The organism is Bacillus fonticola (genome assembly GCF_012955605.1).
In the GTDB taxonomy this organism is placed as follows: Bacteria; Bacillota; Bacilli; order Bacillales; family JC228; genus Bacillus_CG; species Bacillus_CG fonticola.
This window is the reverse complement of record NZ_CP052135.1, coordinates 2,647,688-2,672,838: the sequence shown is the minus strand read 5'-3', so window position 1 is coordinate 2,672,838 and position 25,151 is coordinate 2,647,688. Positions and strand designations below refer to the sequence as shown.

The 25,151-nt window shown below is 44.6% G+C and carries 23 protein-coding genes; 21 read left to right on the top strand and 2 right to left on the bottom strand.

The features are described from left to right. Positions 1–13 precede the first annotated feature (13 nt). A complete protein-coding gene (locus tag HHK01_RS13240) occupies positions 14–463 on the bottom strand; it encodes an RrF2 family transcriptional regulator (RefSeq protein WP_170008216.1) in 450 nt (149 codons plus the stop codon). Between the two features lie 230 nt (positions 464–693). On the opposite strand from HHK01_RS13240, the gene hmpA reads away from it, so the two are divergent. Next, entirely contained in the window at positions 694–1,890 is a 1,197-nt protein-coding gene (gene hmpA, locus HHK01_RS13235; protein ID WP_170008215.1) for an NO-inducible flavohemoprotein, read from the top strand. Positions 1,891–2,050: 160 nt separating this feature from the next. Continuing rightward, positions 2,051–3,073 carry a hypothetical protein gene (locus tag HHK01_RS13230; protein ID WP_170008214.1) on the top strand — a complete coding sequence of 341 codons (1,023 nt, stop codon included), beginning with the start codon at positions 2,051–2,053 and terminating at the stop codon, positions 3,071–3,073. A gap of 45 nt (positions 3,074–3,118) precedes the next feature. On the opposite strand, the gene HHK01_RS13225 is transcribed toward HHK01_RS13230, so the two are convergent. Then, positions 3,119–3,553 carry a hypothetical protein gene (locus HHK01_RS13225; RefSeq protein ID WP_228027575.1) on the bottom strand — a complete coding sequence of 145 codons (435 nt, stop codon included), beginning with the start codon at positions 3,551–3,553 and terminating at the stop codon, positions 3,119–3,121. 228 nt (positions 3,554–3,781) lie between these two features. Here HHK01_RS13225 and HHK01_RS13220 point away from each other — a divergent pair, with 228 nt between their 5' ends. The 19 genes from HHK01_RS13220 to ftsX all read left to right on the top strand — a co-directional run bounded on the left by HHK01_RS13220 (position 3,782) and on the right by ftsX (position 25,144). Further along, positions 3,782–5,317, top strand: a complete 1,536-nt coding sequence (locus HHK01_RS13220) for a flagellar hook-associated protein 2 (RefSeq protein ID WP_170008213.1) — start codon at positions 3,782–3,784, stop codon at positions 5,315–5,317. A gap of 23 nt (positions 5,318–5,340) precedes the next feature. After that, positions 5,341–5,736, top strand: coding sequence for a flagellar export chaperone FliS (gene fliS / locus HHK01_RS13215; protein WP_170008212.1), 396 nt, complete (start codon positions 5,341–5,343; stop codon positions 5,734–5,736). Then, positions 5,736–6,089, top strand: a complete 354-nt coding sequence (locus HHK01_RS13210) for a flagellar protein FliT (protein WP_170008211.1) — start codon at positions 5,736–5,738, stop codon at positions 6,087–6,089. The genes fliS and HHK01_RS13210 overlap by 1 nt, the downstream gene beginning before the upstream one ends. Before the next feature lie 313 nt (positions 6,090–6,402). Then, on the top strand, positions 6,403–6,975 hold the full coding sequence (gene hpf, locus HHK01_RS13205) for a ribosome hibernation-promoting factor, HPF/YfiA family (RefSeq protein WP_170008210.1): 573 nt from the start codon (positions 6,403–6,405) through the stop codon (positions 6,973–6,975). Positions 6,976–7,539: 564 nt separating this feature from the next. Beyond that, positions 7,540–7,989: an Lrp/AsnC family transcriptional regulator gene (locus HHK01_RS13200; RefSeq protein ID WP_170008209.1), complete on the top strand. Its 450-nt coding sequence runs from the start codon at positions 7,540–7,542 to the stop codon at positions 7,987–7,989. A gap of 419 nt (positions 7,990–8,408) precedes the next feature. Beyond that, the gene (nikB, locus tag HHK01_RS13195; protein WP_170008208.1) at positions 8,409–9,350 is read left to right on the top strand and encodes a nickel ABC transporter permease; all 942 of its coding nucleotides are present in this window, start codon (positions 8,409–8,411) and stop codon (positions 9,348–9,350) included. A gap of 22 nt (positions 9,351–9,372) precedes the next feature. Further along, positions 9,373–10,260 (top strand): ABC transporter permease, encoded by an 888-nt coding sequence (locus tag HHK01_RS13190; protein WP_170008207.1) that lies wholly within the window; start codon positions 9,373–9,375, stop codon positions 10,258–10,260. 105 nt (positions 10,261–10,365) lie between these two features. Next, positions 10,366–11,904 (top strand): glutathione ABC transporter substrate-binding protein, encoded by a 1,539-nt coding sequence (locus tag HHK01_RS13185; RefSeq protein ID WP_170008206.1) that lies wholly within the window; start codon positions 10,366–10,368, stop codon positions 11,902–11,904. A gap of 7 nt (positions 11,905–11,911) precedes the next feature. Continuing rightward, positions 11,912–12,931 carry an ABC transporter ATP-binding protein gene (locus HHK01_RS13180; RefSeq protein WP_170008205.1) on the top strand — a complete coding sequence of 340 codons (1,020 nt, stop codon included), beginning with the start codon at positions 11,912–11,914 and terminating at the stop codon, positions 12,929–12,931. Beyond that, complete coding sequence (locus HHK01_RS13175) at positions 12,888–13,889, top strand: ABC transporter ATP-binding protein (RefSeq protein WP_170008204.1); 1,002 nt, start codon at positions 12,888–12,890, stop codon at positions 13,887–13,889. Before HHK01_RS13180 ends, HHK01_RS13175 begins: the two co-directional genes overlap by 44 nt. Before the next feature lie 121 nt (positions 13,890–14,010). Continuing rightward, complete coding sequence (locus tag HHK01_RS13170; protein ID WP_170008203.1) at positions 14,011–15,627, top strand: gamma-glutamyltransferase family protein; 1,617 nt, start codon at positions 14,011–14,013, stop codon at positions 15,625–15,627. A gap of 34 nt (positions 15,628–15,661) precedes the next feature. Further along, positions 15,662–16,237, top strand: coding sequence for a chromate transporter (locus HHK01_RS13165; protein WP_170008202.1), 576 nt, complete (start codon positions 15,662–15,664; stop codon positions 16,235–16,237). Next, positions 16,234–16,770, top strand: coding sequence for a chromate transporter (locus tag HHK01_RS13160; protein ID WP_170008201.1), 537 nt, complete (start codon positions 16,234–16,236; stop codon positions 16,768–16,770). The genes HHK01_RS13165 and HHK01_RS13160 overlap by 4 nt, the downstream gene beginning before the upstream one ends. A 74-nt stretch (positions 16,771–16,844) precedes the next feature. Continuing rightward, a complete protein-coding gene (locus HHK01_RS13155) occupies positions 16,845–17,693 on the top strand; it encodes a DUF1028 domain-containing protein (protein WP_170008200.1) in 849 nt (282 codons plus the stop codon). Positions 17,694–17,890: 197 nt separating this feature from the next. Then, positions 17,891–20,407, top strand: coding sequence for a preprotein translocase subunit SecA (gene secA / locus HHK01_RS13150; protein ID WP_170008199.1), 2,517 nt, complete (start codon positions 17,891–17,893; stop codon positions 20,405–20,407). Between the two features lie 250 nt (positions 20,408–20,657). Continuing rightward, positions 20,658–21,756, top strand: a protein-coding gene (prfB, locus tag HHK01_RS13145) for a peptide chain release factor 2 (protein ID WP_228027574.1) whose coding sequence is annotated in 2 segments (ribosomal slippage) — positions 20,658–20,720 and positions 20,722–21,756 — 1,098 coding nt in all. Because the reading frame shifts where the segments join, the coding sequence is not laid out codon by codon here. Positions 21,757–22,068: 312 nt separating this feature from the next. Continuing rightward, a complete protein-coding gene (gene cccB, locus HHK01_RS13140) occupies positions 22,069–22,407 on the top strand; it encodes a cytochrome c551 (RefSeq protein WP_170008197.1) in 339 nt (112 codons plus the stop codon). Positions 22,408–23,571: 1,164 nt separating this feature from the next. Then, entirely contained in the window at positions 23,572–24,258 is a 687-nt protein-coding gene (ftsE, locus tag HHK01_RS13135) for a cell division ATP-binding protein FtsE (protein ID WP_170008196.1), read from the top strand. Continuing rightward, positions 24,248–25,144 carry a permease-like cell division protein FtsX gene (gene ftsX, locus HHK01_RS13130; protein ID WP_170008195.1) on the top strand — a complete coding sequence of 299 codons (897 nt, stop codon included), beginning with the start codon at positions 24,248–24,250 and terminating at the stop codon, positions 25,142–25,144. The genes ftsE and ftsX overlap by 11 nt, the downstream gene beginning before the upstream one ends. Positions 25,145–25,151 lie beyond the last annotated feature (7 nt).

The following is a 25,151-nucleotide window of genomic DNA, read 5'->3' as shown; positions in this document are numbered from 1 at the left end:
GAACTGCATACCTTTACCCTTCATTTCCTAAACCCCCAAGCAATTCTCGCAACATTCCTCGATTCCGAGTCAAATCCTCTAACGTATACTCATCTAACACAGCCAAATACGCCTGTAACGCTTCATACAGCACGCCCTTCAATCGACACGATGGCGAGAGGACGCACGTATTTTTTTCACGGTCAAAGCATTCCACTAAATGAAAATCGTCTTCTGTTACACGAACGACTTCTCCGATATTAATGTCACGCGGATGTTTATTTAATCGAATCCCACCACCCCGTCCGCGCGTCGACTCCACATAGCCGAGTTTTGCCAACTGGTGAACCACTTTCATCAAATGATTTTTAGAAATGTTATAAGCGTCAGCAATCTGTTGAATGTTTGCTCGCTCCTCCTCGGATAGCGCTGTCAAGTAAATGAGGACGCGGAGGGAGAAATCTGTGTATTGCGTTAAGCGCATGTCGGTCACCTTTTCGAACGAATTCTTGGGCCCACAGGACGTGGGTCAGAAAGGCGTTGCGATAGGACGTCGCGAACTTAGCCTTTCATCCTTACTATACGCCAAATCGACACGTTCCGAAAATGTGGCGATTTTATTAAAGATGTATTTGTTATATATCTTTCGGGGAATAAACGGAGTACGATAAAGATGTACTTAACATACACATTATCTAAACGGAGGGTGAACGCATGTTATCTCAACAAACTCGAGAAACAGTGAAGGCAACAGTACCAGTATTAGTGGAACATGGCGAAACGATCACCACACACTTTTACAAAACACTTTTTGCAGACTATCCCGATTTGAAAAACATTTTTAACGCAAAAAACCAAGCACAAGGACAGCAGCCTAGAGCATTGGCTCACGCAGTATTAGCGGCTGCGCAAAACATTGACGATTGGAGTGTTTTGCAAGGAACAGTAGAGCTTGTTGCACACAAACATAGAAGTTTGCAGGTGAAACCAGAACATTACCCGATCGTCGGTGAATATTTGCTGCGAGCAATTAAAGATGTACTCGGAGACGCTGCGACAGACGATATTATCACCGCTTGGGGCGAAACATACGGAGCACTAGCCCAAGTATTTATCGATGCAGAAAAAGCTCTTTACGAAGAAACCGAACAGCAACAAGGCGGATGGGAAGGGTTCCAGCCATTCCTTGTTAGCAAAATTATTCGGGAAAGCGAAGAGGTCACCACATTCGAAGTTGACCCGATCCATACGAATACAGTCGCTTCCTTCACCCCAGGACAGTACATCACCGTTCGAGTCAAAGCAGAGGAAGGTGGATACTGGGCAAACAGACACTACAGTTTAACGAGCTTATCGGGTGATTCCAGTTACCGATTCAGCGTGAAAAAAGAACAAAAAGGGGACGTATCTCAATATTTACATGACAACGTAAAAGTTGGTGACAAGATCGAGTTAAGTGCACCAGCCGGAACGTTTGCAATCGATATGGAAAGCAACGAACCGATCGTGTTCATCGGCGGAGGAGTTGGGGCTACACCATTGTTTGCGATGCTTCAAGCTATCAAACTTCACGACCCAAACCATTCTGTTACATGGATTCAAACGGCACGCTCCTTACAAGTCATGGCGTTTAAAGGACAAGTAGAAAGTCTCGTGGCGGAAATGCCGAATGCCAATGCAGTCTTCGGAATATCCGACGCGACAACACCAATGGATGAAAGCGTATCTTTCACAGGTCATATCACGAAGGAACTGCTAGAACGCTTTTTGCCAGAAGGAGAGTTTAATGTAGCACTGTGTGGACCTGTGGCGATGATCGGACATGTTAGCCAGCTGTTAGGGGAGATCGGTGTTCCGGAAAGTCGGATTTTTACGGAGCAGTTTGGGCCGATGGAGCCTATTGGGGTATAAACGGCTTGTTATACAGTACGGATAATTAGATAGGGTCCAATACTCATTCAACTATCAAAAAGGCTAGCTTCGATATTAAAGTCGAGGCTAGCATTTTTTAAAAAACTGTCCTTCTATTTCCCGCCACTAAACGAAATCCCCTAAATACCGGTTAAAAAACATGTATAACAATAGTGCCGGAAGCGTAAACGTCATCGAGGGACAGACACCTCACCCAAAAAGGAGCAGATATCCGCGATCAGGAGCAGATATCCGCGATCAGGGGCAGATATCCGCGATCAGGAGAATATATCCGCGATCAGGAGCAGATATCCGCGATCAGGGGCAGATATCCGCGGCCAGGAGCAGATATCCGCGATCAGGAGAATATATCCGCGAACAGGAGCAGATATCCGCGATCAGAGGCAGATATCCGCGGTCAGGAGAAGATATCCGCGATCAGGGGCAGATATCCGCGGTCAGAGGCAGATATCCGCGATCAGGAGCAGATATCCGCGGTCAGGAGCATATATCCGCGATCAGAGGCAGATATCCGCGGTCAGGAGCATATATCCGCGATCAGAGGCAGATATCCGCGGTCAGGAGAAGATATCCGCGATCAGGAGCAGATATCCGCGATCAGGGGCAGATATCCGCGGTCAGGAGAAGATATCCGCGATCAGGGGCAGATATCCGCGGTCAGAGGCAGATATCCGCGATCAGGAGCAGATATCCGCGATCAGGGGCAGATATCCGCGATCAGAGGCAGATATCCGCGGTCAGGAGAAGATATCCGCGATCAGAGGCAGATATCCGCGATCGGAGGCAGATATCCGCGATCAGGGGCAGATATCCGCGGTCGGAGGCAGATATCCGCGATCAGGGGCAGATATCCGCGATCAGGGGCAGATATCCGCGATCGGAGGCAGATATCCGCGGTCAGAGGCAGATATCCGCGATCAGGAGAATATATCCGCGATCAGGGGAATATATCCGCGGTCAGAGGAATATATCCGCGATCAGGAGCAGATATCCGCGGCCAGGAGCAGATATCCGCGATCAGGAGAATATATCCGCGAACAGGAGCAGATATCCGCGATCAGAGGCAGATATCCGCGATCAGGAGAATATATCCGCGATCAGGGGAATATATCCGCGATCAGGTAATGCTATAGGAACAGGTACGCCCCGAATTTTGTCGTAAAAAAGAGCTTGGAGAAAAATACTCCAAGCTCTTTAGCATTTTCCTCTAATTAAAAAACTCCAGCCACCATGGATGATCGAATTGCCCATCAGATATTTGGAAGAACTTCCCCATAAAACCGAGATGAACAATCCCATAATGATCGAGTGGTCTCATAGGCGCATAGGTGGAAAACAAATAAAAATTGATTCTCTCGATTTCTACAGTTGCTGGTGTCACTATCCCAGTAGTCTCTTCACTGAAAAGAAGATAGTCCTTCTTAGTTGGATTAGTCAGTATAGAAAAGATAATAAGAATACTAAACAGGCCCGCGATGATGGATCTCTTTTTACGAATCACTCTCATACTTCCCCCTTCCTTTTCTGTATTATATTCAAGAGTAAAGCGCATATATCCTTTTAACGTAAGATGAGGCGCAGGCAGTCTTGTGAAGAAAACCCATTCTTTTTTGCAGATCACACCCCCTTTAAGCAAATTCAACGAAAACCCCCTTTACAAGTAGCCAGTTATGTCGATATAACGAATAGAGATAACTGAACAGAGGCGACTATGGAGAGGATCGACTCAGTCGAATCTGTAGCTTCGTCCTTTTCCATCATCTAGAACGGGTGGACAACATAGTGAACCGAGTGGGAAAGCTTGAGAATATGGGGATTTTGTTGGATGAAAATGTGTAGCAGAAGAGCATTCTGAGGGAGTGAGTAGCACGTGCGAATTAGTGGTCTGGCAACAGGATTGGATATCGACGGCATTGTATCAGATTTAATGCGTGCCGAACGAATGCCACTAGAAAAGTTGCAACAAGAGAAGACATATACAGAATGGCAGCGGGACGACTACCGTGAAGTGAATAAAATGCTTTTAGAGTTGGATGATCTAATTTTCTCTGGTATTGGGCGGCAATCGACGTTCATCCAGAAAGACGTGTCTGTATCCAATTCTGACGCGCTTGACATAAGGAATGTGAACGCGACTAGTGATTTTTCTGGGTCTATTCAAATCAATCAATTGGCGAAAGCGGCGAGTATGAGAAGTCTTGCCCCAACCTCCATTACGGATCCTTCAGCAAAGCTAAGTGACGCCATGGGAACAGACGAACAAACTATCGTGATCAAAGCAATCAAAGAAGACGGCACGATGCAGACTAACGAAGAAGCTTTCAAGCTCACCTTTGACCCTGCAGAAGAAACGCTCCAATCTGTTTTAGGTAAAATCAATAGTGGATCCGGTGTCAGTGCATTTTACGACGAATTTACTGGGCAAGTTTCCGTAACGGCAAAGAATACAGGACTCAATGCAAACGGAGTAGAAATAGAACTTACTCAGCCTGCAGGCAGTGCTTATGCTGGTTCCTTTTGGGATGTGGTAAATCTTAATTCAAGTAACCAAAAAGCAGTGGAAGCGGGTGTGGGTTCAAGAGGTGAAAATGCCAAGTTTTCTTATGATGGATTAGAAACAGAACGTGCCTCCAACACTTTCACTATCAACGGCGTAGAACTCAATCTAAAACAAACGACCACCGGAGAAGTTTCGTTCAATTCAACGGCGGACACAGACAAAATTGTGGAAAACATCACAAAGTTTGTGGACAAATACAACGAATTCATCGAATTTGTTAACGGTAAAGTGTCTGAAAAGCGAAATCGTGAGTTTCAGCCGCTGACTAATGAACAAAGAGAAAGTATGTCTGAGAAACAGGTAGAGCTTTGGGAAGAAAAAGCTCGGAGCGGGACTTTGCGTGGAGACTCCGTCTTGAGTGGCGCACTCAACCAAATGAGAAGTAATTTATACAGTCCTGTTTCAGGGATCGAGGGTGCCTATAGCCAGCTCACACAGATTGGAATTACGACGAGCTCAAACTACCGTGATGGTGGAAAGCTTATCATTGACGAAGAAAAGCTACGAGAGGCTATTTCCGAAGACCCGAATAGCGTGTATGAACTGTTCAATAAAAACAGCGATAGTTCCGAAGCGAAAGGATTGGCTGATCGACTGCGGGATACAGCTGGTGAGACGATGCGTTCAATTGAACAAAAGGCAGGGAAAGAGTTCTCGACGAATGAAACCTTTGTACTCGGACGAAACTTAAGAGATATGGATTCGCGAATCGCCGACTTTGAGGCTCGCCTGATCGACACTGAAAATCGATATTACCGCCAATTCACAGCAATGGAAACAGCTATCCAAAGAATGGGTCAACAGTCTGCGTACTTAGCGCAACAATTCGGCGGAGGATACATGTAACAAAGGGAGAAGGGGAAAGATAAATGATCAACAACCCATACCAAAAATACAAGAAGAACTCTGTCACGACTGCCACACCAGGTGAGCTGACTTTGATGTTATACAACGGATGCATAAAGTTTATTAAACTTGCCAAACGAGCGTTAGTAGAACAAAATATGCAGGACAAAAATACAAATATCCAAAAAGCACAAAATGTCATAAGAGAATTGATGATCACGCTAAATATAGACATTCCGATCAGCCAGCAAATGATGACGATGTACGAGTATATAAATCACCGTTTAATGGAAGCGAATATCCAAAATGATTCCGCAGTTCTGGATGAGGTAGAAGGTTACGTAGTGGAATTTCGCGACACATGGAAGCAAGTAATCCAAGTGAATAAGCAAGGCGTGGGCACCACGGGTACAGTGTAATGGGACCCCTCCAAGCTTTGTACGAAACTACTGAGAAATTAGTAGAGCTACTAGAAAAACCTGGTGTCCAAACAGAACGCGATCAAACCATTACTGAAATTCAAGGACTACTACAAGAAAGAGATACCCTATTGCCTCAAGTTCAACCGCCATATACGGGCGAAGAGCAGTCACTCGGTCAAAGAGTGCTCTCTTTAAATGAGCGTGCAGAAATGCGAATGAAAGAGCTACAAGAAACCATTAAGATGGATGTGAAATCTCTTCGGAAGAGAAAAACATCTCAGCAAAGATACGTAAACCCGTATGCAAACACATCCGCACAAGATGGCATGTTTTACGATAAAAAACGATAGAGATGGCTCTAATCAACTGTTGGTTAGGGCTTTTTTTTTTTTGGAGTATAAGTAAGGGTGCACCCGAACGTCGGAAAGAGGAGCCCGAACATCGGATAGAGCAAGTGTATCGTATAGAAACAACAACCATTCGGAAAGAAAGCCAAGGGAAGTTGGTTTTCATCACAAAAATCGAGCCCAAGTCCCCCTTTTCAACGAATCGTCACAAAGCCGTCAAACTATAGACAAATTTTTCTTAATGTTTAAAAAGGAATGTGGACGGGTAGTGTAGAAATAGAATGACATACCCATCTTTGGAGGAGGCATTCGCTATATGAACTACAACATTCGTGGGGAAAATATGGAACTCACCGAAGCACTTAAGGAATACGTCGAGAAAAAGGTTGGAAAGCTCGAACGCTATTTTAACGAGTCTCCGGATGCCAACGTACACGTCAATTTAAAGGTACGGCCTGATAAAACAGCAAAGGTGGAAATCACGATTCCACTTCCTAACCTTTTATTACGTGCGGAAGAAGATAACGCAGACATGTACGCAGCGATTGACCTAATTATTGACAAGCTGGAGCGTCAAATTCGCAAGCATAAAACGAGAGTGAATCGTAGAGCGCGTGAAATGGGTAGCCCAAAGGAAGTTTTTGCACAAATTGTTGCTGAAGAGCGAGAACAACGTCTTCGGGTCTTGGAAGAGGAGGAAGAAGACGGTTCTTTTGACATTGTACGTACGAAACAGTTTGATTTAAAACCGATGGATAGTGAAGAGGCCGTTCTGCAGATGAATTTGCTGGGCCATAGTTTCTTTGTTTTCACTGATGCAGAGACCAATCGTACGAACGTCGTATACAAACGGAAAGATGGAAAATATGGTATAATCGAAACAGCATAAACTAAAGAACCTCTCTGGAGCATTCTTATCTCTAGAGGGGTTTCTTCTGGTGTAAAAATCTAAGTATTTCAACAATACTAAATTTGGCTACCATAAATTTGTATGTTTGTGGTATAATAAGCCTAGGTGGATTGTGGGCCAACAAACCACCGTTCCTTTCACATTTGTCTACCCCAACTATGCAGCGGAGGTTTCCCACTACCTATCATGCTGCTTGTTGGGAAGACTTTTTTTTTGGAAAAGGGGCGGAGCGACACCAATCCCTAACCGTGTTTCAGTTACCTAATCGAGCAGAACATCGCATAGGTAACCCTCCCATACCTGGGGCTCTGCTCACACCGCCTTGATCACAACTAGACTGCTTTGTGACCAGTTTCCATGCATGGTTGAGTGCCCAGCACATGAATGTTTTCTGTTCTATTTATTTTTCAGTGTATTTAGATAAGTATATATTTTCCTCGTATAATGGAACGTGGACAACAAGCTAGAGGTAACGTGTATAATAAAAACGTCTACCGATGATGGACAGAATAGCTGGGAAGGAACGAAAGGTAAGGTGGTCGTGTGAAGCTAGACGATACGGATCGTAAAATATTACAGTTGTTGACAGATAACGGGCGGCTTTCCTATGTAGACATTGGCAAAGAACTAGGCCTTTCTCGGGTGTCTGTCCGTGAACGCGTACAGCAGTTGCTACGGGAAGGCGTGATTGAAAAGTTTACCGTCGTGGTGAACTCGGAAAAATTCGGAAAACAAGTATCTGCATTCTTTGAAGTAGATTGTGAACCTGGTTCTTTAGTCGAAGTAGCCCAGGCGCTTGCTGATAATCCGAATGTGGCTAGTTGTTATCAAATGACAGGCCCCAGTACGCTACATATGCACGTGTTGGTCGAAGATTTTGTAAGTTTAGAGAAGTTTATTAACAATGAGCTATATGCATTAGAGGGAATTACGAGAGTGGAGAGTCACATATTGTTAAGGAGATTTAAGAGCCGAAATGGTTTAAAGCTATAAAAATGACAAAGTACCTCGCGAAGGTGCTTTTTTCTTTTGCTTCTGACTTTACATAACGAAATTAATTTATTGACTTTTCCTTCGTTTTGTCGATTCGTATCTTTATGCGTTGTTTCAATGTCTAAACTGACAAGAAATTTTTGCAAAGCAACTAGATCCGCTATCTAGCTTCGGGTCAGGTTTGACACCATCTATCGGGTTGCCGCGTGTGTATAAAAAAACAGAACATTTAATATTTCATTAAAAAAAGACTAGTCAGAAAGGTGTGAGTCCTTTATAATGACTATTAACTTGAAAAATGCTTACGTTTTGGAGGTGAAATTGTAATTCTGTCTTACAAAAGGATGGATATTTAAGATAAATCATAACTATGTGTCTAAACGCTACTTAAACGCAGTAAAGTAAAGGGGTGAACTAACTTGGTGGCACTCATTGTACGACGATTTTTCCAATTGATTTTACTTTTGTTAGGGATTTCTTTCTTAGTGTTTTCCAGTATGTATATTGCGCCAGGGGATCCGGCTACCATTATCGGAGGACCGACTGCAACGGAGTCTGACATTGAAGCAATTCGTGAAAACCTCGGGTTGAATGAACCCTTCTTCGTGCAATACAAAGATTATCTTGTTGGGTTGTTACAAGGAGATCTAGGGTACTCGTACCAAACGAATCAATCGGTTGCTGATGCAATCGCTATCCGCTTTCCTAACACCGTGAATTTGGCTATTGCAAGTATGGTGATCGCCGTCTTCATCGGAGTCATCGCCGGAATTGTATCGGCCCTTAAACAAAACTCTTGGCTCGACGTCTCCAGCAACGTGTTCGCACTTGCGGGAGTATCTATTCCGAACTTTTGGCTAGGTACCATTCTTATTCTCGTATTCTCAGTAAATCTTGGTTGGTTACCAGCTGGTGGACTTGATGGACCGATTTGGACACCACAAGGATTCCAGCAGGTTATTCTACCGGCGATCACTCTCGGAACTGCATCTGCTGCTATGATCGCCAGAATGAGTCGTTCATCTATGCTTGAAGTCATTCGTGCAGACTACATTCGTACAGCAAAAGCAAAAGGGGTAAAAAGGAAATCTATTATTGCAGTTCACGCATTGAAAAACGCCATGATTCCTGTTATTACCGTAGTCGGTCTAAATTTCGGTTTCTTGCTCGGAGGTACCATCATCACCGAAAAGGTATTTGCTATTAACGGTATTGGAAGATTGATGATCGATGCCATTGCCGCACGTGATTTTCCGATGGTACAAGGATCCGTTTTGTTAGTAGCTGCGCTGTTTGTTATCGTCAACCTCATCGTTGACATTGTCTACACGTATGTAGATCCACGAATTAGCTACGACTAAACACATAGAGAGGAGGATTTCTATGTCATCTATTGCAGAAGTCTCACCGCAAAAGCAGAAGAAGGAACGAGTATGGTTGACCACGTGGAAAAGAATGATGACGAGCAAACTGGCTGTATTCGGTTTACTTGTTATTGTTCTCCAAATCATAATGGCCGTGTTCGCGCCTGTCCTCACAAGCTACGATCCGTATAGTCAAACACTAGCTAATGCGGAATTGCCTCCTTTCTCAGAAGGTCATTGGCTTGGTACAGACAATTACGGTCGAGACATTTGGTCACGGATTATGTACGGAGCCCGCATTTCGCTATTAGTTGGGATTACGGCAGTTTCGCTAGGAGTCATCGGTGGAACGGCTCTCGGGTTGTTAGCTGGATATTACAAAAAGCTAGATAACATTTTAATGAGAATAGTAGATATTTTGTTTGCCTTTCCAGGTATTCTACTTGCGATGCTGATCATTGCAGTTCTTGGTTCAAGTCTTATAAACGTAGCCATTGCCATAAGTATTTGGTCGATACCCACATGTGCACGAATCGTTCGCGGAAGTGTTTTGTCTGTGAAAAAGCAAGAATATGTTCAAGCGATGCGTACAGTTGGGGCCAGTAATACAAGAATTATATTGAAGCATATTTTACCTAACTGTTTGGCACCTATTATCGTGTTTGCTACGATGCGTATGGCCACTGCGATTCTCTCCACAGCCTCGTTAAGCTTCCTTGGCTTAGGGGCGGAACCATCGCAGCCTGAATGGGGAGCTATGATTGCTCTAGGACAAGATTATATGTGGACTTCACCGCATATGACGATTGTTCCTGGGATCGCCATCATGCTCGTCGTGTTTGCCTTTAATGTGGTAGGAGATGCTTTGCGCGACGCATTAGATCCAAACATGAATGTAAATGGATAAAAAAAACTTAAGTTCAACACGCAAACCAATGTGTGGAGACAGCTTACAACAGCAGTATTTATCACAGTCCAATGTATATGTAAGTAAAAATGAGGGGGAAGTAATATGAAAAAAGTATGGTTAATGGCTGTTTTGGCACTAGTACTACTCGTTGCAAGTGCATGTTCTGGAGGAGGGTCTTCTTCGTCTGAAGAAGGAGGAGCTGGTGAAGTAGCAAATGAATTGACTTATGCTGCTACAACAGATGCCGTTGGATTATCGCCAATTTTAACGAATGACTCCGTGTCTTCTAGCGTCAATGAACAAATCTATGAAACGTTATTTAATCGGAATCCTGATACGATGGAAATGGAACCAAATCTAGTTGAATCGTATGAGCAGCCAGACGATTTGACGTGGACGTTTACACTAAAAGAAGGTATCGAATTCCAAGATGGAACGCCATTTAACGCAGAAGCAGTAAAATATACTTTTGACAAATTTAGAGACCCAGCCACTGCAGCGCCTCGTGCCTCATTGTTGGAGCCTATTGAAGAAATCATTGTCGACGACGAATACGTTGTGACAATCAAAACAAAATATCCATTTGGTGGGCTTCTCGCAGCACTAGGTCACTCAAATGCAGCCATTGTTAGTCCTGAAGCTGATCAAAACCAAGATCTCATGCAAAATCCTGTAGGAACAGGACCATTCAAATTTGTTTCTTGGGAGCAAGGAAATGAGATTGTATTAGAAGCAAATGAAAATTATTGGCGTGGAGCTCCAAAATTGGAGAAGGTTACATTCAAAGTTGTTCCAGAGTACTCCACTGCAATCTCGATGATGAGTTCTGGAGAAGTGCAATTTATTGACGCCGTTCCGCCAGAGCAACTGACAAGACTTGAAGGAATGGATTCAGTAGACATCTTGACAAAAGACGGTACACCGATGTACTACCTAGGATTTAACATGACGCGTGAGCCAATGAACAATCTAGAGTTCCGTAAAGCCGTTGCGTATGCCATTGATCGTGAGGCATATGTCAATCAGCTAAATGGACTTGGCTATGGTGGGAACGCTATTCTCGGTCCGCAACTTTTCGGATATGATGAATCCGCAGAAGAAGCAGGGTATGAATACGATCCAGAAATGGCAAAGCAAATTGTTGAAGAAAATGGATTCGGAGATCAAGAGCTGGAAATTTTGACGCCGAACCGTGAAACACAAATGAAAATTGCTGAGATTGTGCAGGCCAACTTGAGTGAAGCCGGAATTCCAACGAAAATCACGCAAATGGAATGGGGCACATATTTAGAAACAGCCCGTTTAGGTGAGTACGATATTACGACGCTAAGCTGGTCTAACGTGACGGGAGATGGTAGTGAACTTTTCTATCCGAACTTCCACTCAGACAATATTGGTTCATCCAATCGAACAGCTTACAACAACCCAGAATTTGATGAACTCATTAGACAATCCCGTGAAACAGTAGATCAGGATAAACGTATTGAAATTTTAACGGAAGCGAACAAACTGATCACAAATGATGCTCCAGCAATTCTTATGCATCACGGTGTCATCGCTGCTGCTGTTGATAAATCTGTAAAAGGGCTTGAATTAGAGCCAACAGGTCAATGGTCACTTTACAACGTTACAAGAGAGTAGGGATACCATGGAAGAGTTATTACAAGTAGACCAACTCGTTACAACTTTTCGGACGGGGACCGGCGAATATGCCGCCGTCCGAGGAGTTTCCTTCTCAGTTAATAAAGGAGAAACGTTGTGCATCGTCGGGGAATCAGGATGTGGAAAAAGTATCACTTCTCTTTCTGTTATGGGATTGCTACCGGATAACGGACAGGTAAGAGAAGGAACGATCAAGTTCCAAGGAGAAGACATTACTCATTTGTCTGAGGAAAAGCGTAGGAAATTACGTGGAAAAGACATGTCCATGATTTTTCAAGAGCCGATGACAGCTTTAAATCCTGTACTAACGATTGGTTTCCAAATTCGTGAACCTCTTATGATTCATGAGCGGTTAAGCAAACGGGAAGCGCACAAAAAAGGAATTGAAATGCTGAAAAAGGTCGGCATCCCGTATCCGGAAAAGCGGATGAATCAATATCCACACGAACTAAGTGGTGGAATGAGGCAACGGGTCATGATCGCCATGGCTCTTTGCTGTAATCCGTCCCTTCTGATGGCAGATGAACCAACAACTGCTCTAGACGTGACCATCCAAGCGCAAATTTTGGATCTTATTCAGGATTTGAAAGACGACCTTGGCATGGGTGTCGTCATGGTAACGCACGACATGGGTGTTGTCGCTGAAGTGGCGGATCGAGTGATGGTGATGTATGCAGGGGAGAAAGTGGAGGAAGGTACAGTCGAGGAAGTATTTGCTTCCCCACAGCATCCGTATACGAAAGGGCTACTTGCTTCTGTTCCCGATATTGATGACGAGACATTTGAAGTGGAGCCGATTCCAGGTTCTCTTCCTTCTATTCAAGAAAAGATTGAAGGGTGTCGTTTTCATCAACGGTGTGTGTTTGCGACAGACCATTGCCGGAAGCACTCACCGAAAGAGACGATACGACCCCAATCAAACCAACACATTGTACGATGCTGGTTGCAGGAGGTGAACGAAGATGGCAGTCAAAACGAAGTCGCCCCAACCTCTACTAACGCTTGATGGGGTCAAAAAGTACTATCCCATCAAAGGTGGTATCTTAAAAAGGACGCAAGGGTATGTCAAAGCCGTCGAACACGTTAGCCTTGAAGTGCAAAAAGGTGAATCGATTGGAATTGTTGGCGAATCTGGCTGTGGAAAATCGACGTTAGGCAGAACGATTCTCGGCTTAGAGGGCATTACAGAAGGAAAAGTATTTTATGAAGGAAAAGAGATTCAAAGTTTGTCAGATCGACAGCGGAAAGCGTTCAAAAAAGAAATGCAAATGATTTTTCAAGACCCATACGCTTCGTTAAACCCGCGACAACGTGTTGGAGATGCATTAGAAGAAGTGTTTATTATTCATACGAAACTAACGAAACAAGAGCGACAGGAACGTGTTTTTTCCCTATTAGAAGAAGTAGGGTTAAAAAGGGAGCATGCAGTACGGTACCCTCACGAATTTAGTGGAGGGCAACGCCAAAGAATCGGTATTGCACGAGCAATTGCGTTAAACCCTTCCTTTATTGTTTGTGATGAAGCCGTATCAGCGTTAGACGTCTCTGTGCAAGCGCAAGTAATGAAGTTGCTAAAGGATATTCAAAAAAAGCATGATCTGACCTATTTGTTCATTGCCCATGATCTTGGTGTGGTTAAGCATTTTTGTGACCGTGTCCTCGTCATGTATCTAGGACACACAGCAGAGCTTGCTACGTCACAGGATCTCTACAAAGAACCGTTACACCCGTATACAAAAGCACTTCTATCTGCCATTCCAAGACCGCGACCTGGGCAAAAGCGCGAGCGTATTCGTCTTGAAGGGGACATTCCAAACCCTGCAGATCCACCCACTGGCTGTCCATTTCACACACGCTGTCCTATCGCAACAGAACAATGTCGACAGGAGAAGCCAGTATTCCGCGAAGCACGTCCAGGACATTTTGTGGCTTGTCATGAGGTAGAGGAATCGCTTACCCTATAATAGGAACAGTAATTAGTGAATTCCTTTCCAATTTTGGGCCAAAACCCAGCTGATTCGACGGTTGAGTCAGCTTTTTTTTCTGATAATATATTAGTTAGTACACTACTAGAGGAGTGATTAGATGCAATTTGACCATTTGTCTTACCCATATCCGTCTCAGCGTACGACTACGTTTGCGAAAAATGGGATGGTAGCAACGAGCCAACCATTAGCAGCACAGGCAGGCATTGAGGTGATGAAAAAAGGTGGGAACGCGATTGATGCCGCCATTGCAACGGCTGCAGCGTTAACCGTTCTAGAACCGACGTCTAACGGAATTGGTAGCGATGCGTTTGCACTCGTTTGGGTAAAAGGGAAGCTTCATGGGTTAAATGCCAGTGGACCTGCTCCGCAATCTATCTCCATCGATGCTGTAAAAGAGCAAGGCAACGAAACCATGCCGACGTTCGGATGGACGCCCGTCACTGTACCTGGTGCACCCGCCGCTTGGGCTGAGCTTGCCAAGAAGTTTGGGAAACTCCCACTCTCCGAATCTCTTGCACCTGCGATTGCATACGCGGAAGAGGGGTATCCACTTAGTCCGGTTCTCGGTAAGTATTGGAAGCTCGCTACAAAGAAATTCCAACAGCTTTTTGGCGATGAAGAAGTGTACCAACCTTGGTTCGACACGTTTGCGCCAGCTGGAAAAGCGCCAGAAATTGGAGAGGTGTGGCGTTCAGAAGGTCATGCATCGACATTACGTAAAATTGCTGAGACGAATGGAGAGAGTTTTTATCGCGGTGAGCTAGCAGAGGCAATGGATGCTTATAGCCGTAAACACGGTGGCTATTTACGCAAGGAAGACCTTGCAGCGTATCATCCAGAGTGGGTTGACCCAATTAAAGTCAATTACCGTGGCTACGATGTGTGGGAAATTCCGCCGAATGGGCAAGGGATTGTGGCACTCATGGCGTTAAATATTGCGAAAGGCTACGAATTTACGAAAGGGCGCGACGATCTCGAAAGTGTTCATCAGCAAATCGAAGCGATGAAATTGGCCTTTACAGATGGCAAGGCGTTTGTAACTGAGCCTGCTGATATGCCACTCACGATGGAAACGCTACTTAGTGAAGAGTATGCACAGGAACGACGGAACAAAATTGGCTCTGAAGCGATTACGCCTGAGCCGTACACACCGCCGGCTGGAGGCACTGTTTATTTAGCAACAGCAGACGGAGAAGGCAACATGGTGTCATTTATTCAAAGTAACTACATGGGATTTGGATCAGGTATTGTCGTGCCTGGAACGGGGATTTCATTACAAAACCGTGGACATGACTTTTCACTCGATCCGACGCATCCCAATGCATTGAAGCCAGGCAAAAAAACGTACCATACGATCATTCCTGGATTTATGACAAAAGGTGACGAAGCTATCGGTCCATTCGGGGTCATGGGCGGCTATATGCAGCCACAAGGACATATGCAAGTAGTAATGAACACAGTAGATTATGGGCTCAATCCGCAAGCCAATTTGGACGCCCCACGTTGGCAATGGATGAAAGACAAAACCGTACTCGTAGAATCTAGTTTCCCTTCGCACCTCGCTCAAGCATTAGCGCGAAAAGGCCACAACATCCAAGTAGCGTTAGATGGAGGCGGATTCGGTCGTGGACAAATTATTTGGCGCGACCCATCTACAGGTGTCCTCATGGGAGGAACCGAATCACGAACAGATGGGTCTGTCGCATCTTGGTAAAATAATACAGCATGAATGAAAGGAGGTATGTGGAATGACGGTATGGCACCTCTTTCTCGCATTTTTTCGTGTAGGCATCTTTGGCTTTGGAGGCGGCCCGTCTTCCATTCCTCTTGTGCATAAAGAAGTGGTCGAAAGATATGAATGGTTATCGGACGAAGAATTCAGCGATGTACTGGCACTAGGTAATGCACTGCCTGGCCCTATTGCTACCAAATTAGCAGGTTATATAGGCTTTCGTGTTTCAGGAGTTTTTGGATGTTTAGCAGCTCTCATAGCCACTGCATTTCCAACAGTAATTGCCATGATCGCCCTCCTCCAAGTATTAAACACGTTTAAAGACGAGCGGTGGGTACAAGGAATGACAGCTGCAGTTGTTCCAGTTGTTGCTGTGATGTTGGCAGTGCTCACGTGGGACTTTGTGAAAAAATCGACATCAGGAATCGGCGTCAAAATGACAGTTGCCTTCCTTGCTGGTTCTACCATATTGTTACAGTTGATCGGACTTCACCCGGCTATTCTCATTTTTGCCGTTCTTTTGAGCGCGTTATTGTTTACTCCGGCAGCAGAAAAAGGAACTGGCGAAGTTCGGAAGGAGAGAGCAGGATGACGTATCTTCAGTTGTTTTGGGCGTTTTTCCTTCCTGGCATTCTTGGGTATGGTGGAGGTCCTGCTTCCATTCCTCTTGTAGAAAAGGAAGTGGTTGACCGGTATGGTTGGCTGACGACAAGTGAGTTTGGAGAGGTTTTGGCACTAGGTAACGCACTTCCAGGACCCATTGCAACAAAAATGGCTGGATACATTGGGTACACGGAGGGGGGCGTTCTTGGAGCTGCTGTAGCGCTGTTTGCGACTGTAGCCCCCTCTCTTATTCTCATGCTCGCTTTGTTGAGTTTGATTGTGAAATATAAAGACTCTCCTAAAGTGAAAAATATGACTAAATACGTACGACCAGTTATTGCTGTACTCCTCGGCGTCATGACGCTTGACTTTTTTCTGTCGTCATATGAAGGAGCAGGTATTTGGCAAACTGTAGGCATCGTACTCGTTGCTTACTTGTTGTTACAAAGACTAAAATGGCATCCCGCATACGTAATTGGACTTTCTCTCATTTACGGTGCCGTATTTTTAGGTGGGGTGTAGGCGATTTTGGAAAGGTAGTGCAAAAATATAGGTTCCAAGTGTCTACTAACAGCGTGTGTTATGGAGGGATTAGCGTGACCTATTCAATAGTAGGATTTTGTCCGAAAGAAAAAGCATGGGGTGTTGCGGTTCAGTCAAAGTTTTTGGGAGTCGGATCGGTCGTTCCGTGGGCGAAAGCGGGCGTTGGGGCAATTGCCACTCAATCGTACGCTAACACCTCTTATGGGCCCGACGGTTTAGCTTATCTTGAAGAAGGTAAAAGTGCGCAAGACGTGATGCAGGCACTAACAGAACCGGATGAACAACGAGAGTCAAGGCAGGTTGGCATAGTTGACAGTCAAGGGAACACAGCGACCTTTACCGGTAAAGAATGCTACGATTGGGCCGGCGGACTCACCGGAGAACATTTTGCTGCTCAAGGAAATATTCTTGTAAGTGCGGCGACAGTTCAGGCGCTTGCGAACACATTTGCGAACACGAAGGGATCTCTCGCTGATCGCCTTTTAGCAGCACTCGAATCAGGGCAAGAAGCTGGTGGCGACAAACGAGGCATGCAATCTGCGTCCCTGCTTGTTGTGAAGGAACAAGGCGGGTATGGTGGATTTAATGACAGATACATCGACTTACGCGTTGAGGACCATGAACAGCCAATTGAAGAACTGAAACGTCTCGTTACGCTTCATGCACTATACTTTCAAAAAACATTACAAGAGGATATTGCTTCTATTGAGGGTGTAGTGGAAGACGATTTACGAAACGAACTGATACGCTTGGACTATTTAGCTACTAGTGCAACAAGTACAAACAAAGTGACCGATGCGTTCAAAACGTATTTGCACGCAGAGAATTTTGAAATGAGAGAGCAACAGACCGGCTATATTGATTTGGCGGTACTACGGTACATGAAACAGCAGAACGTTTAAGTAGAAGACCCCTTCTTTAAGGGGTTTTTTCTTTCGGAAAATGGTATAGGTAAAGTTAATTATTCATCCACACGAACCCTCATCTTGCAGTCCTTTTCTCCCCACCAAAAGTTGTCACAAAACTGTTCCAATGATAAGATGAATAGTATGGACGAACTAGGGAATGGTGCAATACGCACTGTTAAAGGAGCGTACTTATGCTTGGAATTTTAAAGAAAACTTTTGATGGAAATAAACGAGAAGTAAAGAAGTTAGAAAAAATTGCCGACCAAATCGAAGCGTTGGCTAATGATATGTCGAAGCTTTCTGATGAGGATTTGCGTAGTAAAACAGCAGACTTTAAGCAGCGATTACAAAAAGGTGAGACGACTGACGACATTTTAGTTGAAGCGTTTGCTGTTGTCCGTGAGGCGGCGAAACGTGTGCTCGGCTTGTACCCGTATCGAGTGCAGCTCATGGGGGCCGTAGCACTTCATGAGGGGAATATTGCCGAAATGAAAACAGGTGAAGGGAAAACGTTGACTTCCACAATGCCTGTTTATTTAAACGCTTTAACGGGTAAAGGTGTGCATGTTGTTACCGTTAACGACTATTTAGCAAGCCGTGATGCAACCGAGATGGGTGAGCTATACGATGCTCTCGGATTAACGGTTGGTCTGAACACCAACGGTTTAACAAAAGATGAAAAACGGGAAGCCTACGCGGCTGATATAACCTATAGCACGAACAATGAGCTAGGTTTTGACTATTTGCGTGACAACATGGTGTTGTATAAAGAACAAATGGTACAGCGCCCACTTCATTATGCTGTGATTGACGAGGTAGACTCTATTCTTATCGATGAAGCACGTACACCACTCATTATTTCGGGTTCCGCGAAAAAGTCAGCACAACTCTATTTGCAAACAAACGCATTCGTGAAGACGTTAAAGATAGACGAGGATTATACGTACGATGTGAAATCCAAAGGTGTGCAATTGACTGAAGACGGTATTTCGAAAGCAGAAAAAGGCTTTGGCATCGATAACTTGTTTGACATTTCTCATGTTCAATTAAATCACAACATTAACCAGGCTTTGAAAGCTCATGTTTCTATGCAAGTCGATGTGGATTATGTGGTGCAGGATAACGAAGTGGTCATTGTAGACCAGTTTACCGGTCGATTAATGAAAGGACGTCGCTATTCTGACGGTCTTCACCAAGCCATTGAGGCCAAAGAGGGACTCGATATTCAAAATGAAAGTATGACGATGGCGTCGATCACGTTCCAAAACTACTTCCGTATGTATGAGAAGCTAGCCGGTATGACAGGTACTGCTAAAACAGAGGAAGAAGAGTTTAAGAACATTTATAACATGTACGTTACCGTGATCCCGACGAATAAAATCATTGTCAGACAAGACCATGCGGATCTCATTTATGCGTCAAAAGAAGGCAAATTCCGTGCGGTTGTGAATGACATTGCACAGCGATATGAAAAAGGACAACCTATACTCGTCGGAACCGTTGCGATTGAAACGAGTGAGCTGATCTCAAGTCTTCTTCAGAAAAAGCGCATTCCCCATAACATTTTGAACGCAAAGAATCACGGTCGTGAAGCCGATATTATCGCGGCAGCAGGTCAAAAGGGTTCTGTTACGATTGCAACAAACATGGCTGGACGCGGAACTGATATTAAACTTGGCGAAGGTGTTAAAGAAGTTGGCGGTTTAGCTGTTGTTGGAACGGAACGGCATGAGAGTCGGCGGATTGATAACCAATTGCGTGGACGTTCTGGCCGTCAAGGTGACCCTGGTGCGACTCAATTCTATTTGTCGATGGAAGATGAGTTAATGCGTCGCTTCGGATCAGATAATATGCGCAACATGATGGCGAAGCTCGGAATGGATGATGAGCAGCCCATCCAGAGTAAAATGGTTTCGCGAGCAGTTGAATCTGCACAGCGCCGCGTAGAGGGAAATAACTTTGATGCCCGGAAACAGCTTTTGCAGTATGACGACGTTTTGCGTCAGCAACGCGAAATTATTTATAAACAACGGATGGACGTCTTGGAAAATGAAAACTTACAAGGCATTGTGAAAGATATGTTACGCTCTTCCATCGAACGTAATGTGGTCGCATTCATGCCACAAAATGACGACGAGGAACTCAATACAACTGCGCTCCTGGACTATGTGAATGCGAATTTACTCCAGGAAGGCGACGTAACTGAAGCAGAGTTGCAAGGAAAAGATTTAGAACAAATTGTAGGTCTACTCGTTGCGAAAACCGATGAGAAGTATCAAGAAAAGGAAGACCTCCTCGGTGATCGTATGCGTGAGTTTGAAAAAGTCATCGTACTGCGATCTGTTGATACGAAGTGGATTGACCACATTGATGCAATGGACCAGTTACGACAAGGTATCCATTTGCGTGCTTACGGTCAAATTAACCCATTACGTGAATACCAAAGTGAAGGGTTCGCGATGTTTGAACAAATGGTAACAGCTATCGAAGACGACGTCGCTAAATACGTCATGAAAGCTGAAATTCAGCGAAACTTAGAACGTCAAGAAGTGGCGAAAGGTCAAGCAGTGAATCCGAAAGCTGATGGCGAGAGTGAACAAAGAAAAAAACCTTTCGTAAAAGCAGAACGTGATGACATCGGACGTAATGATCCGTGCCCTTGTGGAAGCGGTAAAAAGTATAAACAATGCTGCGGACGGCTAGCTTAAAACGAAAAGCGGAAGGCGTTTGCCTAGGGGAACCCACTCGTCTTAGCACCGGAGAGAAAGTTGTACTTTAACTTTCACGGAGGGGATGAAACGACGTGCGGTCCCCTAACGCCTGGAGCTGGACAGACGAAAAGCGGAAGCGGGTTGTGTCTGACATTCAGATGCAACCTTTTTTTGGAGAGTATTAGCGGAAGCGCTCACTACATGATAAGATGACCTGTGAGCAAACAAACAGTTGAGGTGAACTGATATGGAACTTTCAGTTATAAAGCATGAACTCGAAAAAACAGCTAACCGATTAGCGGACTTCAGGGGGTCTCTTTGACTTAGATGTAAAAGAGGCGCGTATTGCAGAGATTGAGGATATTATGGTGCAACCTGATTTTTGGGACGATCAACAGGCAGCGCAAACAATCATTAACGAATCAAATGGCTTAAAAGAACTCGTCGATGAGTTTCATTTAATGGCGGAAGCACACGAAAACCTCGAGGTAACCTATGAACTTGTGAAAGAAGAGGACGACATAGAGCTTCGAGAAGAGCTTGAAAGCGAATTAACGGAGTTACTTGCAAAGGTTAACGATTACGAGTTGCAAGTTCTGTTAAGTGAGCCCCATGATCAAAACAATGCCATTATCGAATTACATCCTGGAGCTGGTGGAACAGAGTCACAAGATTGGGGCTCGATGCTACTTCGGATGTACACACGCTGGGCTGAAAAAAAAGGGTACAAAGTGGAAACGCTAGACTACTTAGCTGGGGATGAAGCTGGAATTAAAAGCGTCACTTTGTTGATCAAGGGGCATAACGCGTATGGATATTTAAAAGCAGAAAAAGGTGTTCATAGGCTCGTCCGTATTTCCCCTTTCGATGCTTCTGGGAGACGACACACTTCTTTTGTTTCCTGCGATGTAATGCCGGAGTTCGATGAGGAAATTGAAATCGATATACGAACTGAAGATTTGAAAATAGATACGTATCGCTCGAGTGGGGCAGGTGGACAGCATATCAATACGACCGATTCTGCTGTGCGTATTACACACGTACCTACTGGTGTTGTGGTGACGTGCCAATCTGAACGTTCACAAATTAAAAACCGGGAAAAAGCGATGAAGATGCTTAAAGGGAAGTTATATCAACTTAGAATTGAGGAACAAGCAAAAGAGCTGGCTGAAATTCGCGGAGAACAAAAGGAAATTGGCTGGGGAAGCCAAATCCGCTCTTACGTCTTCCACCCGTATTCCATGGTGAAAGACCACCGAACGAATACCGAAATGGGAAATGTACAAGCCGTTATGGATGGAGAGCTAAATTCCTTCATAGATGCTTACTTACGGTCACAGCTATAATAGCTGTGATTTTTTTATTTTAGGAATGCGGAGAGTCGGTGCTTAGCGCTATAATCCGAACCACGAAGCAGAGATCCCGGGAGGATTTTGCATAAAATGGACCGCGATGTGACAAAATTACAGACGTATAGTGGCTATACAGGTGGTATTCGCCCGACTCAATCTTGTGTTGTTTATCAGACTGTGTTTTCAGAAGGTGAGAGAATTTGTGGGAAAGGTGGATACGTAATCTTTTGTGAGCGTAACAGATGCTTCGGGAGGCTAGATGCAGGGCGCACATCTGTTTAATAGATTTGAATTGGAGGTACTATAATGAATAAGCGGTTGTGGTTACTTACGTTCGGTGCCCTCTTAACAGTAACAGCGTGTGGTGGAGTTGAAGAAGCGGGGAACGGGGATGCAACGGTCGAAAGTAGTGCCCCCAAAGAGGTGGCAAATGCGGCTGAAGAAGTGTATGGGGGGAATTGTATTCAATGTCACGGTGAAAACCTAGCGGGTGTTTCTGGACCTAACCTTCAAAAAGTTGGAGGGAAATATTCCGAGGATGAGATACGAAATATTATTGAAAATGGTCGAGGTGGAATGCCACCAGGGCTAATTGAGGGCGGCGATTTGGACAATGTTGTGCAGTGGCTCGCAGGAATGAAGTAATGATTCGGTAGAGGCAGATATCCGCGATCAGGAGCCGATATCCGCGAACAGGAGCCGATATCCGCGATCAGGGAAATATATCCGCGATCAGAGGGATATATCCGCGATTAGAGGAATATATCCGCGATCAGAGGAATATATCCGCGATCAGAGGGATATATCCGCGATCAGAGGGATATATCCGCGGTCAGAGGCAGATATCCGCGAACAGGGGAATATATCCGCGATCAGAGGAATATATCCGCGGTCAGAGGCAGATATCCGCGAACAGGAGCCGATATCCGCGAACAGGGAAATATATCCGCGATCAGAGGAATATATCCGCGATCAGAGGCAGATATCCGCGAACAGGAGCCGATATCCGCGATCAGAGGGATATATCCGCGGTCAGAGGCAGATATCCGCGAACAGGAGCCGATATCCGCGAACAGGGAAATATATCCGCGATCAGAGGAATATATCCGCGATCAGAGGGATATATCCGCGATCAGAGGAATATATCCGCGATCAGAGGAATATATCCGCGATCAGAGGAATATATCCGCGATCAGAGGGATATATCCGCGATCAGAGGAATATATCCGCGATCAGAGGAATATATCCGCGATCAGAGGGATATATCCGCGATCAGAGGGATATATCCGCGATCAGAGGGATATATCCGCGGTCAGAGGCAGATATCCGCGATCAGAGGGATATATCCGCGATCAGAGGAATATATCCGCGATCAGAGGGATATATCCGCGATCAGAGGGATATATCCGCGGTCAGAGGCAGATATCCGCGAACAGGAGCCGATATCCGCGAACAGGGAAATATATCCGCGATCAGAGGAATATATCCGCGGTCAGGAGCCGATATCCGCGATCAGGCTAGAGAGTGTGCAACCCTCTAGTCTTTTTTTTATGGGCAAATATTCCTATGTAGAAATAAGTGTTTATTTCGCAAAGAAAAATGTCGAATTTTACACACTGAAAAGAAACTGTAATAATTTTTGTCGGGTTTTGTACTAGATGTGATGGTATACTAAAAAAAGAGTGTAGATGATTTGGATATTTTAGGGAAGAATATCGAAGTTTGTCGAATTTAAAGAAATATATATATATATGGACGACCCTGTACTACACATAAGAAATCAGACCCCATAAGAATAGGTGATTGTACATGATTGAAATGCAAGATGTGTACAAAAAATATAAAAATGGTGTTATTGCAGTCAATGGCATCCAAGTGCGCATCGAACAAGGAGAATTTGTCTATGTCGTAGGTCCTAGTGGGGCCGGAAAGTCAACGTTTATTAAAATGATGTATCGAGAAGAGCGACCCTCGAAAGGCACCATTGTCGTCAACGGTTTTAATTTGTCAAAGCTACGGAACAAACGAGTGCCACTTTTTCGAAGGAATATCGGGGTCGTGTTCCAAGACTTTAAGTTGCTTCCGAAGCTGACGGTATTTGAAAATGTTGCCTATGCTCTTGAAGTGATTGAAGAACATCCGAAAGTGATCAAGAAACGGGTAATGGAAGTGCTGGATTTAGTGCAGTTAAAGCATAAAGCACGAATGATTCCGTCTGAGCTTTCAGGTGGCGAACAGCAGCGTGTGTCGATAGCACGGTCCATCGTGAATGCGCCCAAAGTGGTTATTGCAGATGAACCTACAGGAAATTTAGATCCAGACACATCTTGGGAAATCATGAAAATTTTTGAGGAAATCAATACAAGAGGGACAACCATCGTGATGGCAACGCACAATAAAGACATTGTGAACACGTTAAAGCGCCGTGTCATTGCGATCGAAAACGGCAAAATTGTGCGTGACCATGAACGGGGGGATTACGGCTATGAAGCTTAGCACCCTCGGAAGACATGGCAAGGAAAGTTTTAAAAATCTGGCACGGAATGGTTGGATGACGTTTGCATCCATTAGTGCAGTAACAGTCACCTTGCTTCTTGTCGGCGTTTTTGTCGTTATTATGCTGAATTTAAACGAGTTTAGTAAGAGCTTAGAAGAAGATGTGGAAGTCAGCGTGTTCATCGCCCTTGACACAGAACAGACTGAAATTGACAACCTTCAGCAAACAATTGAACGGCTGTCAGGTGTCAAGTCCGTAGAGTTTTCGTCTAAAGCTGAGCAGCTAGAGCAGTACTCTAATAGTTTAGGAGCAGATGGAGATGTGTTGTTTGAACTATTTGAACAAGACAACCCGCTATACGATGTCTTGGTTGTTAAAGCGGAGGATCCACAAAACACACAAGCAGTAGCGAACAGAATTAGTGAGCTTGACTACGTACAAGAAGCACGATATGGAGATGAAAAAGTCGAACGACTCTTTTCTGTGATTAATACAAGTCGTAATGTCGGGATCGTTTTGATCGTTGGTCTATTGTTCACTGCTATGTTCCTAATCTCAAACACAATTAAAATTACGATCATTGCTCGTTCTCAAGAAATTGAGATTATGAGACTCGTTGGTGCAACGAACACCTTTATTCGCTGGCCGTTCTTTCTTGAAGGATTGTTACTAGGCTTTCTCGGAAGTCTAGTACCCATTCTTAGTATCGTACTCGGCTATGACGCGCTATACAATTGGCTATCCCCACGAATACAAGGCGGTTTTATAGAATTGCTCCCGGTTAGTCCGTTCCTCATCCAAGTATCTTTACTGCTTGCTAGTTTAGGAGCGATTATTGGCGTGTGGGGAAGCGTAATGAGCATTCGTAAGTTTTTGAAAGTGTAAAGGAGAT